The 12,902-nt window shown below is 39.5% G+C and carries 12 protein-coding genes, 9 tRNA genes and 2 rRNA genes; 1 reads left to right on the top strand and 22 read right to left on the bottom strand.

Translation table 11 applies throughout. The annotated features are described in order from the left end of the window. Positions 1-32: 32 nt before the first annotated feature. The 10 genes from BMZ31_RS18735 to sigW form a co-directional block, all read right to left on the bottom strand. Positions 33-986, bottom strand: a complete 954-nt coding sequence (locus tag BMZ31_RS18735; protein ID WP_090833456.1) for a DUF4097 family beta strand repeat-containing protein — start codon at positions 984-986, stop codon at positions 33-35. After that, a complete protein-coding gene (locus BMZ31_RS18730) occupies positions 983-1,540 on the bottom strand; it encodes an HAAS signaling domain-containing protein (RefSeq protein ID WP_090833455.1) in 558 nt (185 codons plus the stop codon). The genes BMZ31_RS18735 and BMZ31_RS18730 overlap by 4 nt, the downstream gene beginning before the upstream one ends. Further along, positions 1,530-1,856, bottom strand: coding sequence for a PadR family transcriptional regulator (locus tag BMZ31_RS18725; RefSeq protein WP_090833454.1), 327 nt, complete (start codon positions 1,854-1,856; stop codon positions 1,530-1,532). The genes BMZ31_RS18730 and BMZ31_RS18725 overlap by 11 nt, the downstream gene beginning before the upstream one ends. A gap of 219 nt (positions 1,857-2,075) precedes the next feature. Beyond that, positions 2,076-2,228, bottom strand: coding sequence for a YpzG family protein (locus BMZ31_RS18720; RefSeq protein ID WP_090833453.1), 153 nt, complete (start codon positions 2,226-2,228; stop codon positions 2,076-2,078). Between the two features lie 106 nt (positions 2,229-2,334). Continuing rightward, a complete protein-coding gene (glmS, locus tag BMZ31_RS18715) occupies positions 2,335-4,137 on the bottom strand; it encodes a glutamine--fructose-6-phosphate transaminase (isomerizing) (protein WP_090833452.1) in 1,803 nt (600 codons plus the stop codon). 494 nt (positions 4,138-4,631) lie between these two features. Further along, positions 4,632-5,981: a phosphoglucosamine mutase gene (gene glmM, locus BMZ31_RS18710; RefSeq protein ID WP_090833451.1), complete on the bottom strand. Its 1,350-nt coding sequence runs from the start codon at positions 5,979-5,981 to the stop codon at positions 4,632-4,634. Positions 5,982-6,021: 40 nt separating this feature from the next. Then, a complete protein-coding gene (locus BMZ31_RS18705; protein ID WP_090833450.1) occupies positions 6,022-7,254 on the bottom strand; it encodes a CdaR family protein in 1,233 nt (410 codons plus the stop codon). Next, positions 7,247-8,065 carry a diadenylate cyclase CdaA gene (gene cdaA, locus BMZ31_RS18700; protein ID WP_090833449.1) on the bottom strand — a complete coding sequence of 273 codons (819 nt, stop codon included), beginning with the start codon at positions 8,063-8,065 and terminating at the stop codon, positions 7,247-7,249. Before cdaA ends, BMZ31_RS18705 begins: the two co-directional genes overlap by 8 nt. 252 nt (positions 8,066-8,317) lie before the next feature. Further along, on the bottom strand, positions 8,318-8,962 hold the full coding sequence (locus BMZ31_RS18695) for an anti-sigma factor family protein (RefSeq protein WP_090833448.1): 645 nt from the start codon (positions 8,960-8,962) through the stop codon (positions 8,318-8,320). A gap of 15 nt (positions 8,963-8,977) precedes the next feature. Next, positions 8,978-9,541, bottom strand: a complete 564-nt coding sequence (gene sigW, locus BMZ31_RS18690) for an RNA polymerase sigma factor SigW (protein ID WP_090833447.1) — start codon at positions 9,539-9,541, stop codon at positions 8,978-8,980. Between the two features lie 223 nt (positions 9,542-9,764). Between sigW and BMZ31_RS18685 the strand changes: the two genes are divergently transcribed. Further along, positions 9,765-9,935, top strand: a complete 171-nt coding sequence (locus BMZ31_RS18685) for an aspartyl-phosphate phosphatase Spo0E family protein (protein WP_090833446.1) — start codon at positions 9,765-9,767, stop codon at positions 9,933-9,935. A 138-nt stretch (positions 9,936-10,073) separates the two neighbouring features. Here the strand turns inward: BMZ31_RS18685 and rocF are convergent, their stop codons facing one another. The 12 genes from rocF to BMZ31_RS18625 form a co-directional block, all read right to left on the bottom strand. After that, entirely contained in the window at positions 10,074-10,970 is an 897-nt protein-coding gene (rocF, locus tag BMZ31_RS18680) for an arginase (protein WP_090833445.1), read from the bottom strand. Positions 10,971-11,437: 467 nt separating this feature from the next. Beyond that, positions 11,438-11,513 (bottom strand) — tRNA-Ala (locus BMZ31_RS18675). A gap of 71 nt (positions 11,514-11,584) precedes the next feature. After that, positions 11,585-11,657, bottom strand: a tRNA-Lys gene (locus BMZ31_RS18670). Positions 11,658-11,792: 135 nt separating this feature from the next. Next, positions 11,793-11,867, bottom strand: a tRNA-Gln gene (locus BMZ31_RS18665). A 56-nt stretch (positions 11,868-11,923) separates the two neighbouring features. Beyond that, positions 11,924-12,008 (bottom strand) — tRNA-Tyr (locus BMZ31_RS18660). A 14-nt stretch (positions 12,009-12,022) separates the two neighbouring features. Continuing rightward, positions 12,023-12,098 (bottom strand) — tRNA-Thr (locus tag BMZ31_RS18655). A 29-nt stretch (positions 12,099-12,127) separates the two neighbouring features. Beyond that, positions 12,128-12,203: transfer RNA gene (locus BMZ31_RS18650), tRNA-Val, on the bottom strand. 38 nt (positions 12,204-12,241) lie between these two features. Continuing rightward, positions 12,242-12,316 (bottom strand) — tRNA-Glu (locus BMZ31_RS18645). Between the two features lie 22 nt (positions 12,317-12,338). Further along, positions 12,339-12,411, bottom strand: a tRNA-Thr gene (locus tag BMZ31_RS18640). Between the two features lie 45 nt (positions 12,412-12,456). Further along, positions 12,457-12,531 (bottom strand) — tRNA-Asn (locus BMZ31_RS18635). A gap of 30 nt (positions 12,532-12,561) precedes the next feature. Beyond that, positions 12,562-12,678, bottom strand: a 5S ribosomal RNA gene (gene rrf / locus BMZ31_RS18630). 133 nt (positions 12,679-12,811) lie between these two features. Continuing rightward, a 23S ribosomal RNA gene (locus tag BMZ31_RS18625) occupies positions 12,812-12,902 on the bottom strand; the annotation flags it as partial.

Genomic DNA, 12,902 nt, shown 5'->3' with positions numbered 1-12,902 from the left:
AGACACTTGCTATAGCGAATCCACAGTATGTCCTAGTCTAAATAAAAATCTCCTGAATTCGTATTGGCTATCAATTGGTATTTCCCCGAGCCAATTTTCCCGCTTATCTCATGCTCATTTTTTTCATCATAATGAAGCCCTTCTAAGCCGATGTTACCTTCACCAGAGCTGCCTCTAAACTCTAATGCTAATGATGTTGGTTTATTGACGAACTCAATTTTGATATCTCCACTCGATGTATCCGCATGGATATTACCTGCTACTTCTTCATTTACTACAAATATATCTCCAGACGAGGCTTGAGCAGATAAACCACCAATTATATTTTCCAGTTTCATCTCTCCAGAAGAAGTTTCAAGGACAGTTTCTATTGCCTTCTGATCAACAACCAACAAGTCCCCGCTACTCGCACTCATTTCAAAACGGTCTGCTTCATTATTTTTAGATGTAATCTCACCACTTGAGGTTTTAATCTTAAAGGTTTCTTTTGCCTTCGAATTTTCTGCCACGATATCCCCAGAACTTGCCTTTAAAGATAACCCTTTCCCTTCAAGATCTTGTATCGTAATGTCCCCCGAAGATGTGGTTAAATCAATAGACTCATAGAGTTTTTCAGGTAAAAATATATTCACTTTTGTATCTACAATCAAGACCCCAATATTAAACTTAATCTGATTTTCATTTCTTAAACCAACCTTTAAGGTCTTCCCGCTCTCTTTCACAACCAACTCAATCTTCTTTTTCAATTTTTTGCTGATCTTACCTTCTAGTTCAACTGTAATTTCTTTATCCTCCGTCGGGATAACCGTTATATCAGTTGAAGACAAATCTACTGAGATCCTTTGAATGTCTTGGGCGGAGATGACTTCCTTGTCTGAAACTGAATATGTATCTAAAGAAAATCCACCTGCAGCACTAACCGAAAGCAATGTTCCCGTAACTCCAATGGCAAACATAACTAGCAACAGATATACAAATTTCTTCATGCCGCTTTCCCCCCTTTAACAATTTTAAAATTGAACTTGATATAACTTACGAATAGTCTGTAAAAAACTTTGCCTATGGCCATCATCCCGATACCCATTAATAACCCTAAACTTAACACTGTAAGGGAAGCAAAAAAGTTAACAGCAAAGCTTTCATAACTATATCCGAGGAAATAAGACCCTAAAATAGCAAATGGCATTACGGACAAACCTAATGATACTCCACATAGTGCAATAAAGGCTCCGAATATCCCACCTAAAGGTCCGACAACAAAAATAAGATTAAAAAAAACTAAACTAATGGTCTCGATAATGGCCCTTGTTTTGGATGTTGTTTGAACCTTTTCCACCCTTCCTACATGATAATCTGAAAGCAAATCACGGGCTATCACATGCGGATCGCCTAACTCGGCAATCAGGTCGGCCTGGCTCTTCCCATTCGTCATACCCACCTGAAAATGCTCCTCATAGTCATAAAGCATCTCTCTTCGGTCCTTTTCCGGAACTTTGCTCAGCAAAGATTCTAATTTAGACATATATTCGTTATTCAACATGCCTCATCCCCTCCTCGATAAATTCATCCACAGCAAACGAAAACTGTTGCCATTGGACCACTAGCATATCCATGTACACCTTGCCTTTTTCCGTTAACGAATAGTATTTTCTCGGAGGTCCTTCAGTCGATTCTGCTAAGTAAGTCGTTAAGTAATCTTCCTTCGTTAACCTTCTTAATAACGGATATAATGTTCCTTCCGCAACTTCAATTTTATTGGATATGTTTTGTGCTAATTCGTAACCATACTGATCCTTTTTAGAAATAAGAAGGAGTACACATAATTCGAGGACGCCTTTTTTGAATTGAACATTCATGTTTCTCTCCCTCTCTTAATTAATAATCACTACTAATTAATGATTAATAGCATAACAACAATAGAAATAATTCCCATATATGAAATATTAAGTCACACTAGTGAATAATGCAAGGTACTGAGTTAAATATTTTACATATTTTATCAAAAAAAGTCTTAAATATAGAAAAAGACCCCATAAAGGAGTCTTTTTCTATAATCATACACTTCATTTACATCCTTACCAGCGATGGGCTTTTGCATTGGATCTCAAAATAATGTTGTTTTGGGACTCCATCGTATGCCCATTCACTTGTGATTTTGAACGTTTCGGCCTCGTCCAATTATGGTGAAAAAGCTGAGAATGCGGATCTAACTGATCTTTGATACTCATCGAATCACCTCTTAGTAGGATATAAATCAAAGGATGGTATTCAGTATGAATACCATCCTTTATAGAGTCTGTCATAAAGACCAAAATTATGATTGGTAATGATTGATTATTCTACTGTTACGCTCTTCGCCAAGTTACGTGGCTTATCAACATCACAGTCGCGGTGTAATGCCGCATAGTATGAAATCAATTGCAATGGGATTACAGAGATAAGCGGTGTTAATAGACCATGCACTTCTGGGATAATGAAGCTGTCTCCGTCTGTTTCAAGACCCTTCATAGAGATGATGCATGGGTTAGCTCCACGGGCAACTACTTCTTTCACGTTACCACGAATGCTAAGGTTTACGTTTTCCTGAGTTGCAAGAGCAATAACAGGAGTTCCTTCTTCAATCAAAGCGATTGTTCCGTGTTTCAATTCTCCGCCAGCAAAACCTTCAGCTTGAATGTAAGAGATTTCTTTCAGCTTAAGAGCTCCTTCTAAGCCTACGTAGAAATCAATTCCACGACCAATGAAGAATGCATTGCGTGTTACTGAAAGGAATTCACGAGAGATATTTTCTAGTTGTTCTTTTGAATCACAAAGAACTTCCATTGCATTAGCAATGATACCGAATTCTCTTACAAGATCAAATCCTAGTTCAATTCCACGGCTTCTTCCTGTTACTTCTGCAAGGATAGCGAGGACAGCTAATTGTGCTGTGTAAGCTTTAGTTGAAGCAACAGCAATTTCTGGACCTGCATGCAACAATAAAGTGTAGTCCGCTTCACGAGAAAGAGTAGAACCTGGAACGTTTGTGATTGTCAGCGCACGGTAGCCCAATTCTTTCACATGTACAAGAACTGCACGGCTATCAGCTGTTTCTCCACTTTGGGAAATAAAGATGAACAATGGTTTTTCAGACAACATAGGCATGTTGTATACAAACTCACTCGCAACGTGAACCTCTACTGGAATTTGAGCCATTTTCTCAATGAACTGCTTACCAACTAGGCCAGCATGATAAGAAGTTCCGCAAGCGATAATGTAGATTCGGTCCGATTCCTTCATTGCTTCCGTGATGTTCCAGTCAATCGTCAATTGACCCTTTTCATCTTGATACTTTTGGATAATCTTACGCATCACTAATGGCTGCTCATCGATTTCTTTTAACATGTAGTGAGGGTATGTTCCCTTTTCAATGTCACTTGCATCTAGCTCAGCTGTATATGGAGCACGGCTAATTTCTTCACCGTTTAAGTTCTTGATTGTAACATTATTTTTTTTAACGATTACAACTTCTTTATCCATTAACTCTACGTACTGGTTTGTTACTTGGATCATTGCCATTGCGTCACTTGCAACAACATTGAAACCTTCTCCTAAACCAACAAGTAATGGACTTTTATTTTTTGCAACAAAGATGGTTTCGTTGTTTTGCTCATCCAATAACGCTAAAGCATAAGAACCTTTTAACAACTTTAACGTCTTACGGAATGCTTCTTCCACTTCTAAGCCATCTTTAACGAATAGCTCAAGCATCTGAACGATTACTTCTGTATCCGTATCGCTCACTAAAGTAACGTCTTTCAAGTATTCACGCTTTAATAGGTCGTAGTTTTCGATTACGCCGTTATGAACAAGTGTGAAACGAGTAGAAGCACTTTGATGTGGATGTGCATTTCTACGGCTAGGAACACCATGAGTTGCCCAACGAGTGTGTCCAATTCCCGTATTAGCCATTACGTCCAAGTCCACGATCGAACGTAGGTCTGCAATGCGCCCTTTTTCTTTAAATACTTGAACTCCGTTTTCATTCATGACCGCAATACCTGCAGAGTCATATCCTCTATATTCAAGCTTCTCTAAGCCTTTTAATAAAACTTCTTTTGAATCATTTGTACCGATGTATCCAACAATACCACACATATTTTCTTTTCCTCCCTGTATCAGGGGGCAAGCAAGCTCGGAGGCATCCCTTGCCCCCTTATCTCCGTAATATTATGTTCAAGGAAGCCGGCTAAACATAACCGTACTTCTAGTATGCGCATTTTCTTCTCTTTGTTCACCTTGTTGCCAAAGTGTTTTAAAGAAGAAACTTCGGTTGTGCGTCATCAACCGGGAGGCATCCGCCGATACTTCGATAAACCTCCTCCTCGTCAACTAATCCTCATCATGATTAGTCCAGGCGCTTTAAGTTATTCAGTTAACGTCTACCCACCTTTCTAATTGGAATCAAGCGGAAACGAGTTTCCATAAAACAGGATAATCTTACAGTATTAATTGATATACGTCAACAAAAAACTATAATTGACCGTCCTGCAATGTTTACCCAATTCTCAAAACAAGAAAACAGAGAAGTGGCCATAATAAAAAATATGCATAAAGGCTCCATCAGGTTCCTTTATGCATATGATGTCCATCTATTCTTTTAATCCCATTTCTTCACGAACAACAGCCGAAATTCGTTCTACATATTCTGCGCAAAGTTCTTCAGAAGGAGCTTCTGCCATAACACGTACCAATGGCTCAGTTCCTGATGGGCGGACAAGGATACGGCCATTTCCTGCCATCTCCGATTCTACGCTTTCAATCACAGCTTTTACTTTATCGTTATCGGTAACATGATGCTTATCCGTTACACGGATGTTAACAAGTTTTTGTGGGAACTTCTTCATTTCATTTGCAAGTTCTGACAAAGGTTTCTTTGTCACTTTCATAATATTCGCTAGTTGCAAACCAGTTAATAGTCCATCACCAGTTGTGTTGTAATCAAGGAAAATGATATGACCCGATTGTTCTCCACCTAGGTTAAAGCCATTTTTCTTCATTTCTTCTACAACATAACGATCGCCTACAGCTGTTTGTACACTTTGGATTCCATGTGCTTCGAGACCTTTGTAGAAGCCAAGATTACTCATAACTGTAGAAACCACTGTGCCTTTCTTGAGTCGACCTGTTTCCTTCAAATACTTACCGCATATGTACATGATTTGGTCGCCGTCTACGATATCCCCATTTTCATCAATGGCAATAAGACGATCTCCGTCTCCATCGAATGCTAGTCCAAGATGAGCACCTCTTTCCTTAAGGAAAGCTGAAAGTGCTTCAGGATGGGTTGATCCTACACCTTCGTTGATATTTAAACCGTTAGGAGATGCTCCCATCGTTGATAAATCTGCATCAAGGTCGGCAAATAGGTGTGTTGCTAATGATGAAGTAGCACCGTGAGCGCAGTCAAGAGCAATATGGATGCCAGAGAAGTCTTCATCGACAGACTGTTTAAGATACTGAAGGTACTTTTGACCACCTTCGAAATAATCATTAACTTGTCCTAATTCAGCACCAACAGGACGCGGCAATTGATCTGTATCCATATCCATCAAACCCTCGATTTCCAGTTCCTGCTCATCAGATAATTTGTATCCGTCAGGACCGAAAAACTTGATTCCGTTGTCAGCCACTGGATTATGAGAAGCTGAAATCATTACTCCCGCTTGAGCTCCAAGTGCTTTCGTCAGGTAAGCCACACCCGGTGTAGATATAACACCTAAGCGCATAACTTCCGCTCCAATTGATAATAATCCCGCAACTAAAGCACCTTCAAGCATATGACCTGAAATACGAGTATCTCTTCCAATTAATACTTTAGGACGGTCTTGGTTTTTTGTTAAAACGTAACCTCCAAATCGTCCTAATTTAAATGCTAATTCAGGTGTTAATTCGCTATTTGCAACTCCGCGCACCCCATCGGTACCGAAATATTTACCCATTTATGTTTCTCTCCTTCATTATCAAACTTACTAATAATAGCTAGACTTCACTCTTTGTAATCGTAAGTTTAGCGATTTGTTTTACTAGACGCCAGCTTACATTTGATGGACCTTTAACCTGGATTTTCACATCATGTTCGCCTTCTTCAAGAGTTGACAGATCTACGTATAAAGTAAAGTCACTCTCATCCAACTCTCTGACTGTTTCACTCGGTCCATAGATAGATAAATTGGCTGTTCCATTTACAGGGTCTTTAAAGGCTGCTTTATATTGTTCGGATAACCCTTGCGTTTTTAATGGGATACCGCTCAATTCTTTTCCTTCTTGCTTATTGACTCTGACATTCACCTTAATTGTCTCAGGCGTTACTTTTAAAATGCCATTCGATATGATGACAGGCAGAGTGAGTGTTGTATCTTCATCAATTTTACTTACATCCACTTCTACTCTTACAGCTTCAGTGTTTTTCAAGACCTCTTCACTAGCTATGATGGTTGCCTTATCGATATCTAAATCAATGCCCGTAATAGTGACCCCTGTGGGCGGTGTACCTTTTTGCACTACATTGATAGGAACTTCCTTCGTAGAACTCTTTACTGGTACAGTTACTTCTACAGTTTCAGGCTCTACCACAACTTCTAATTTATTTAGCTCACGATCGAGGACACGAATCCTTGCCTCTCTAGTTACCGTATCTTGAATTGTTCCCTTCATATCAAGGGTTGCTTTTACATATGCGATTCTTTCAATAACATCTTTAGCGCCTGTTATTTTTACCTTATTAGGCTCAACGACCGCTTGGCCTGCCACAAAGCCTTCAGCTATCATACTATTGTTGAATTCTGCTTCAACATTAAATTCCTTTGTTACTTTCTCTTGAATCGTAACATTGGCAAATGCCGGTTCTAGAGTAGCAGTCAACTTGTCTGATAAGTCCTTAATGCGCAATTTGACTGTTTGTTTACCGACCTTTGCATCCGTCAAATCTATATACACTTCAAAGTTCTGTAAGGCTTTAGCCGACTGGACATGGCTGTTTGGACCCTTCAGCGTAACCTCTACCGTATCAGGTATACCAGATACCACAAGATTTTCAGTATCGTAATAAGTTTTTACAGGAACGTCTGCGATCGTTTCTGTATTTTGCTCACCAGGTACATTCACTTCGGATGTTTTTGTGCTTGTGCTTTCCGGTACAGATGAATATAAAAGTAGCGCTAACAATAAGGCTACTATTTTCATGAACCAGCGGTTATCCATCAATTTATCCATTTTTCTTCACCCTCCAGTTCCAACGAGTTGAAGAAGCGAAATTTGTGGCCATGAACTCACTTGTAATCATTTCCCTAAAAGTCTCAGGAGACAAGTTTCGATGTAACTCACCATTTCTAGTTAATGAAACATTTCCTGTTTCCTCAGAAACAACAATTGTAATACTATCAGTGACTTCACTTATGCCTAATGCTGCCCTATGCCTTGTACCTAACTCTTTTGATATAAATGGGCTCTCAGATAGCGGTAAGTAACAAGCAGCGGCAGCCACATTGTTTTTCTGGATGATGACCGCTCCATCATGAAGTGGCGTATTAGGGATAAAGATATTAATTAGCAATTCCGAAGATATTCTAGCATCTAAATGGATGCCTGTTTCTATGTAATCACTCATTCCCGTTTCACGCTCAATTGAAAGTAATGCCCCAATTCGGCGCTTTGCCATATAATCCGTAGCTTTCAAGATGGCCTCGATCGTTTTTTCTTGTTCCTCTTCTTCCTGTCCACCTGTTCTGGAGAAAATGCGTCCTCGTCCCAGCTGTTCGAGCGCTCTTCTCAATTCAGGTTGGAAGATAATGATGATGGCAAGGAAGCCCCATGTAATGGCTTGTTCCATCATCCAACTCAGCGTGCTTAAGCCGAAAAATTCACTGACTACCCTAACAATTAAAATGACAAAAATCCCTTTCAATAATTGAACGGCTTTTGTTCCTTTTATCACCATAATCAGTTTGTAGATGACGTACCACACTAGGAGAACATCTACAATACTTGCCAAATACTTCAATAACGCGATATTTTCAAACGGCATTGTTATTCCTCCGTATGATTAGTCAAAGAACGACCCCCAGGATCTTTCTTCATAGTCCAAACTTTCCCAAACGATATGTAACTTTTATATTATAACATAATTTTGTCCTGTACCAATTATATGTACATCTAGACGTCTTACTATACCCTAACCGTTAGCATATCCAATAATACGATTGGTAGCAACTTGATGTATGCAGAAAATATAGTTGTCTGAAAAACCAATGAACTTCTGTACAATAAAACAGTCACTCTATTCGAGTGACTTGTCCTCATTATTTGATTCTGATTTAAATACATGAATCAAACTTTTTGCCGTACTCTTTATCTGATACCAAAGCCAGTCAAAAGCTTCATTTACTTCTTCGATTTCTCCAGTTACTTTCCCGGCAGAAGCAAGGTATTTCTCGCCGTTAATAACCGTCACATCGCCTTGAACTTCACCTTCAATTTCTATGTTCCCATTCTTAACGACCAGATCGCCTTTAACTACTTCTCCCTTTGGGACAATGACGGTATCATTTTGTACAATGACATTCTCTTGTTTGGAAACAGAAAAATCATTTTCCTGATTATATGCAGAAAATAAGGTACCCGACATTAAGAGAAGGAATAATGAAGCAGCGGTCAGTACTGGATGGTGTTTAAACCAACGCTGAATTCCTACTTTTCTTTTTTCCTTAGGCAGTTTTGCCATGACATTCGCAGTAAAATCTGCAGATGCAGGCATGAAAGGAATGCTTCTTACAAGTGCCTCCGATTTCTTCAACTCATTAAAAATCACTTGGCACTCGTTACATTCTTGAAGATGTTTTCTTAACTCCTCTTCCTGTTTTGGCTGAAGCTCCTCATCTAAATACTCGTGCATATAGGCTATAATTTCTTCCGGACATTTCAATGTTCTCACCTCTCATTAAACATACCGCAATTGTTGTCGTAATGCTTCTCTGCCTCTATGAATCCTTGTCTTTACGGTTCCTAATGGAAGATCAAGAATTTCGCTAATTTCATTTAGTGAAAGTTCTTCCACGTATTTTAATACGATTGCACTTCGATACTTTTCAGGTAATTTAAGTATTTCCTTTTGAATCGTATCTTGCAGTTCGAGACTTTCCAATTCTTTTTCGGGAAGTGGTGTGTCCGACGGAATTTGTGAATACATCGTCAAACCATCCGTTCCGGAAACTTCCGCATCGAGAAAATAATCTGGTTTCTTTTTACGAATTCGGTCAATGCAGAGATTGGTAGCAATTCGATATAACCAGGTTGAAAACTTTAAATTCATATTAAAGCTGTTGATGTTAACATAGGCTCGAATAAATGCTTCTTGAGCAATATCTTCTGCTTCATGCCGGTTACCTAGCATCCTATAACATAGCTGAAACACTTTATCTTTATAAATTTCGACAATTTCAGAAAAGGCATTTTGGTCACCTTTTTTGACTTCCATTATCCTTTTCTTTACGATTACATCCATTTATTTACCTCCGCTCTAATGCGGCTATACGATATTACGAATCGATAGCGGAAAAGGTTTCATTTTATGTAAAAAAACTTTGATAAATAGTATTTTAACAAATAAATGCTGATTAGCCTTTAAAATAATCAAAAAAAATTAACAAATATTTACTAATAAAGTTTAACTAGTCCAGTTTGGGGAATATGAGTTTTATACAAATTGGAAAAGGGGTTTGGTTTCAATGGGAAAGCAAAGGATTTCCTTGCTTAGAGAAATTGAGAGATGTCGACAAGATATGATAACACTTGCTTCACATTCATCATTAACAGACCGTGACGTAGTACAAGCAAGTGCGAAACTAGATTCTCTCCTTAATCAATATTATTCTTTAGCTGTGGGACGGAATCAATAACTTTAGGATAAGGAATTTAATAAATAAGATTTAAACTTGGGGTTCTACTCTCTTTGCAGAAGAACCAAATAATCTCATCATTTGATGCGAATAGATAAAAACGCCTGTTATCGAATACAGGCGTTTTTCATTATTATTCTATAAAAGCTTTTCACCAAATAAAGACCCCATTAACGCAACTGCTACTGTTGCCGTCCTGTTCTTTTCATCAAGAATTGGGTTAACCTCTACAAACTCCGCAGAAGTAATAATATTTGCTTCCGCAAGCATCTCCATTGCAAGATGACTCTCCCTGTAGCTGATACCACCAATTACTGGAGTACCTACACCTGGTGCATCGTTAGGATCTAAGCCATCAAGATCCAAAGACAAATGAACCCCATCCGTTTTTTCCTTTAAATAAGAAATCGTTTCTTCCATTACCTTTGCCATTCCTAGACGGTCTATTTCGTGCATAGTATAGACTTTCATACCAATTTCCTTGATTAGTTCTTTTTCGCCATCATCTAGAGCCCTAGCTCCAATGATTACGACATTCTCAGGGCGAATTTTTGGATTATATCCCCCAAGTTCAGTTAGTACTGAATGTCCGATCCCTAGACTTGCTGCTAATGGCATTCCATGAATATTTCCAGATGGAGAAGTTTCAGCCGTATTTAAGTCTCCATGAGCATCGTACCAGATCACACCTAGATTTTTATAATGCTTAGCCACACCTGCTAAAGTGCCTATAGCGATGCTATGATCTCCGCCTAGAACAAGGGGAAAAGAACCTGATTTGATAACTTCATCGACTTTTTCTGCTAACATTTCGTTCTTCTCTGCAACCAAGTCAAGATTTCTTAAATTTGTTCCCTCTTTAATTTGAACCTCAGGTCTCCCAATAGGAATATCGCCTAAATCCTCGATTTCATCAAAAAGTTCTTTTAGGTTTTCATTGATCCCGGCATATCGAATTGCACTAGGTCCCATATCTACGCCACGTCTCATTTGTCCTAAGTCCATAGGCATACCGATGATTGAAAGCTTCTTCATCTCTATTTCCCCCTTATTCACTATTACTACTATTTTAACCGCTTTCAAACAAATGACTCAACTCAACAAAATCATGCATATATATGCGATTTTTTCTTAATTTTCAGTTATGATTGATGGTCTCCTATTATTTTCAGAGAGGATTTGTCTTTTCATTTAGTGGTATTTTGAGTACAGGTTGGGAATCCACTCTTTTTCCTTGGATAAACTGAAATCCTCTCGCCATAACGCACTGCGGGGTCATTCAAGCCCGTTTTCCACAGGAGTCGGGCTGATTACTTAATAAAAATCGTCAACTGTATCGTATTAGAGAGCATTTAACAAAGAAATTAGAGTATGTTGTGGACAACCTATTAAAAAGTTCACTCTTTTCAACAATAGTGGATAAAATAGGGACAACAGTGGATAAGTCGAGCAAAATAAAAAAACCTTAAGCATAATTGCTTAAGGTAAAATATGTAGTGTGATGGTGGAGCCTAGCGGGATCGAACCGCTGACCTCCTGCGTGCAAGGCAGGCGCTCTCCCAGCTGAGCTAAGGCCCCATGACAACTATGTATTACATTTACAAAAACGAACCCTTAGGATATACCACCTGAGAGTTCAAACTTATTTATGAGCCATGAAGGACTCGAACCTTCGACCCTCTGATTAAAAGTCAGATGCTCTACCAACTGAGCTAATGGCTCATGATTTTTTGGAACCTAAATTAGAAAAGTCAGATGTTCCGTTTACCTCTTTGCAAGACGTAAACTCCACAACTCGCAGCATTTCATAGAAGTTATGCTCGTTGCTCTACCAACTGAGCTAATGGCTCAAACAAATGGCTGGGCTAGCTGGATTCGAACCAACGCATGTCGCAGTCAAAGTGCGATGCCTTACCGCTTGGCTATAGCCCAATGTTCAAAATAAAAAGGACACTAATTATCTTGTCCACTTTTTGAAAAAATATAAATGGTGGAGGGGGACGGATTCGAACCGCCGAACCCGGAGGGAGCGGATTTACAGTCCGCCGCGTTTAGCCACTTCGCTACCCCTCCACATATGAAGAAAATGGTGCCGGCGATAGGAGTCGAACCCACGACCTACTGATTACAAGTCAGTTGCTCTACCAACTGAGCTACACCGGCATATTGATAACTTGTCTTAAAGTTAAAAATGGTGGAGGATGACGGGATCGAACCGCCGACCCTCTGCTTGTAAGGCAGATGCTCTCCCAGCTGAGCTAATCCTCCAAATAATGAAAGCAATATTCGCTTTTGCGAAAAAATAATGGTGACCCCTACGGGATTCGAACCCGTGTTACCGCCGTGAAAGGGCGGTGTCTTAACCGCTTGACCAAGGGGCCGTATAAAATTAAATGTTAGGCAAGCTTCCAAGCGGGCTCGAACCGCTGACCTCTTCCTTACCATGGAAGTGCTCTACCTACTGAGCTATGGAAGCATATTTGCTTACCTTCTCATTAGCTGTTTTTCACTTAAAGAAGTATGGCTCCGCAGGTAGGACTCGAACCTACGACCGTTCGGTTAACAGCCGAATGCTCTACCACTGAGCTACTGCGGAACAATATTATGTGGTTTAAAAAATCAACCAGCCCGGCGACGTCCTACTCTCACAGGGGGAGAGCCCCCAACTACCATCGGCGCTGAGAAGCTTAACTTCCGTGTTCGGTATGGGAACGGGTGTGACCTTCTCGCTATCGTCACCAGACTATGAAGACATATTTTATTATAATGCCTTTTTGATTTTTTTCAAGAGGTAAAATGATTTTTTTTCATTCCCTCAAAACTAGATAATGTTAGAAGAAGAGTAAAAACGAGTTCACCTTTTTAAATCTTTGACTTTGGTTAAGTCCTCGATCTATTAGTATCAGTCAGCTCCACACGTCGCCGCGCTTCCACCTCTGACCTATCAACCTGATCATCTTTCAGGGA

Origin of the sequence: Bacillus sp. cl95, from assembly GCF_900115925.1 — a bacterium.
GTDB lineage: Bacteria > Bacillota > Bacilli > Bacillales > Cytobacillaceae > Neobacillus_A.
Note: the sequence above shows the minus strand (reverse complement) of the source record. Positions and strands in the feature narration are given on the sequence as shown.

Bases quoted from the DNA above. Each gene is read 5' to 3' on its own strand.
- BMZ31_RS18735 (WP_090833456.1), bottom strand. From the start codon at position 986: ATGAAGAAATTTGTATATCTGTTGCTAGTTATGTTTGCCATTGGAGTT.
- rocF (WP_090833445.1), bottom strand. From the start codon at position 10,970: ATGAAGAAGCTTTCAATCATCGGTATGCCTATGGACTTAGGACAAATG.
- BMZ31_RS18685 (WP_090833446.1), top strand. From the start codon at position 9,765: ATGGGAAAGCAAAGGATTTCCTTGCTTAGAGAAATTGAGAGATGTCGA.
- BMZ31_RS18730 (WP_090833455.1), bottom strand. From the start codon at position 1,540: ATGTTGAATAACGAATATATGTCTAAATTAGAATCTTTGCTGAGCAAA.
- BMZ31_RS18725 (WP_090833454.1), bottom strand. From the start codon at position 1,856: ATGAATGTTCAATTCAAAAAAGGCGTCCTCGAATTATGTGTACTCCTT.
- sigW (WP_090833447.1), bottom strand. From the start codon at position 9,541: ATGGATGTAATCGTAAAGAAAAGGATAATGGAAGTCAAAAAAGGTGAC.
- glmS (WP_090833452.1), bottom strand. From the start codon at position 4,137: ATGTGTGGTATTGTTGGATACATCGGTACAAATGATTCAAAAGAAGTT.
- glmM (WP_090833451.1), bottom strand. From the start codon at position 5,981: ATGGGTAAATATTTCGGTACCGATGGGGTGCGCGGAGTTGCAAATAGC.
- cdaA (WP_090833449.1), bottom strand. From the start codon at position 8,065: ATGCCGTTTGAAAATATCGCGTTATTGAAGTATTTGGCAAGTATTGTA.
- BMZ31_RS18720 (WP_090833453.1), bottom strand. From the start codon at position 2,228: ATGAGTATCAAAGATCAGTTAGATCCGCATTCTCAGCTTTTTCACCAT.
- BMZ31_RS18705 (WP_090833450.1), bottom strand. From the start codon at position 7,254: ATGGATAAATTGATGGATAACCGCTGGTTCATGAAAATAGTAGCCTTA.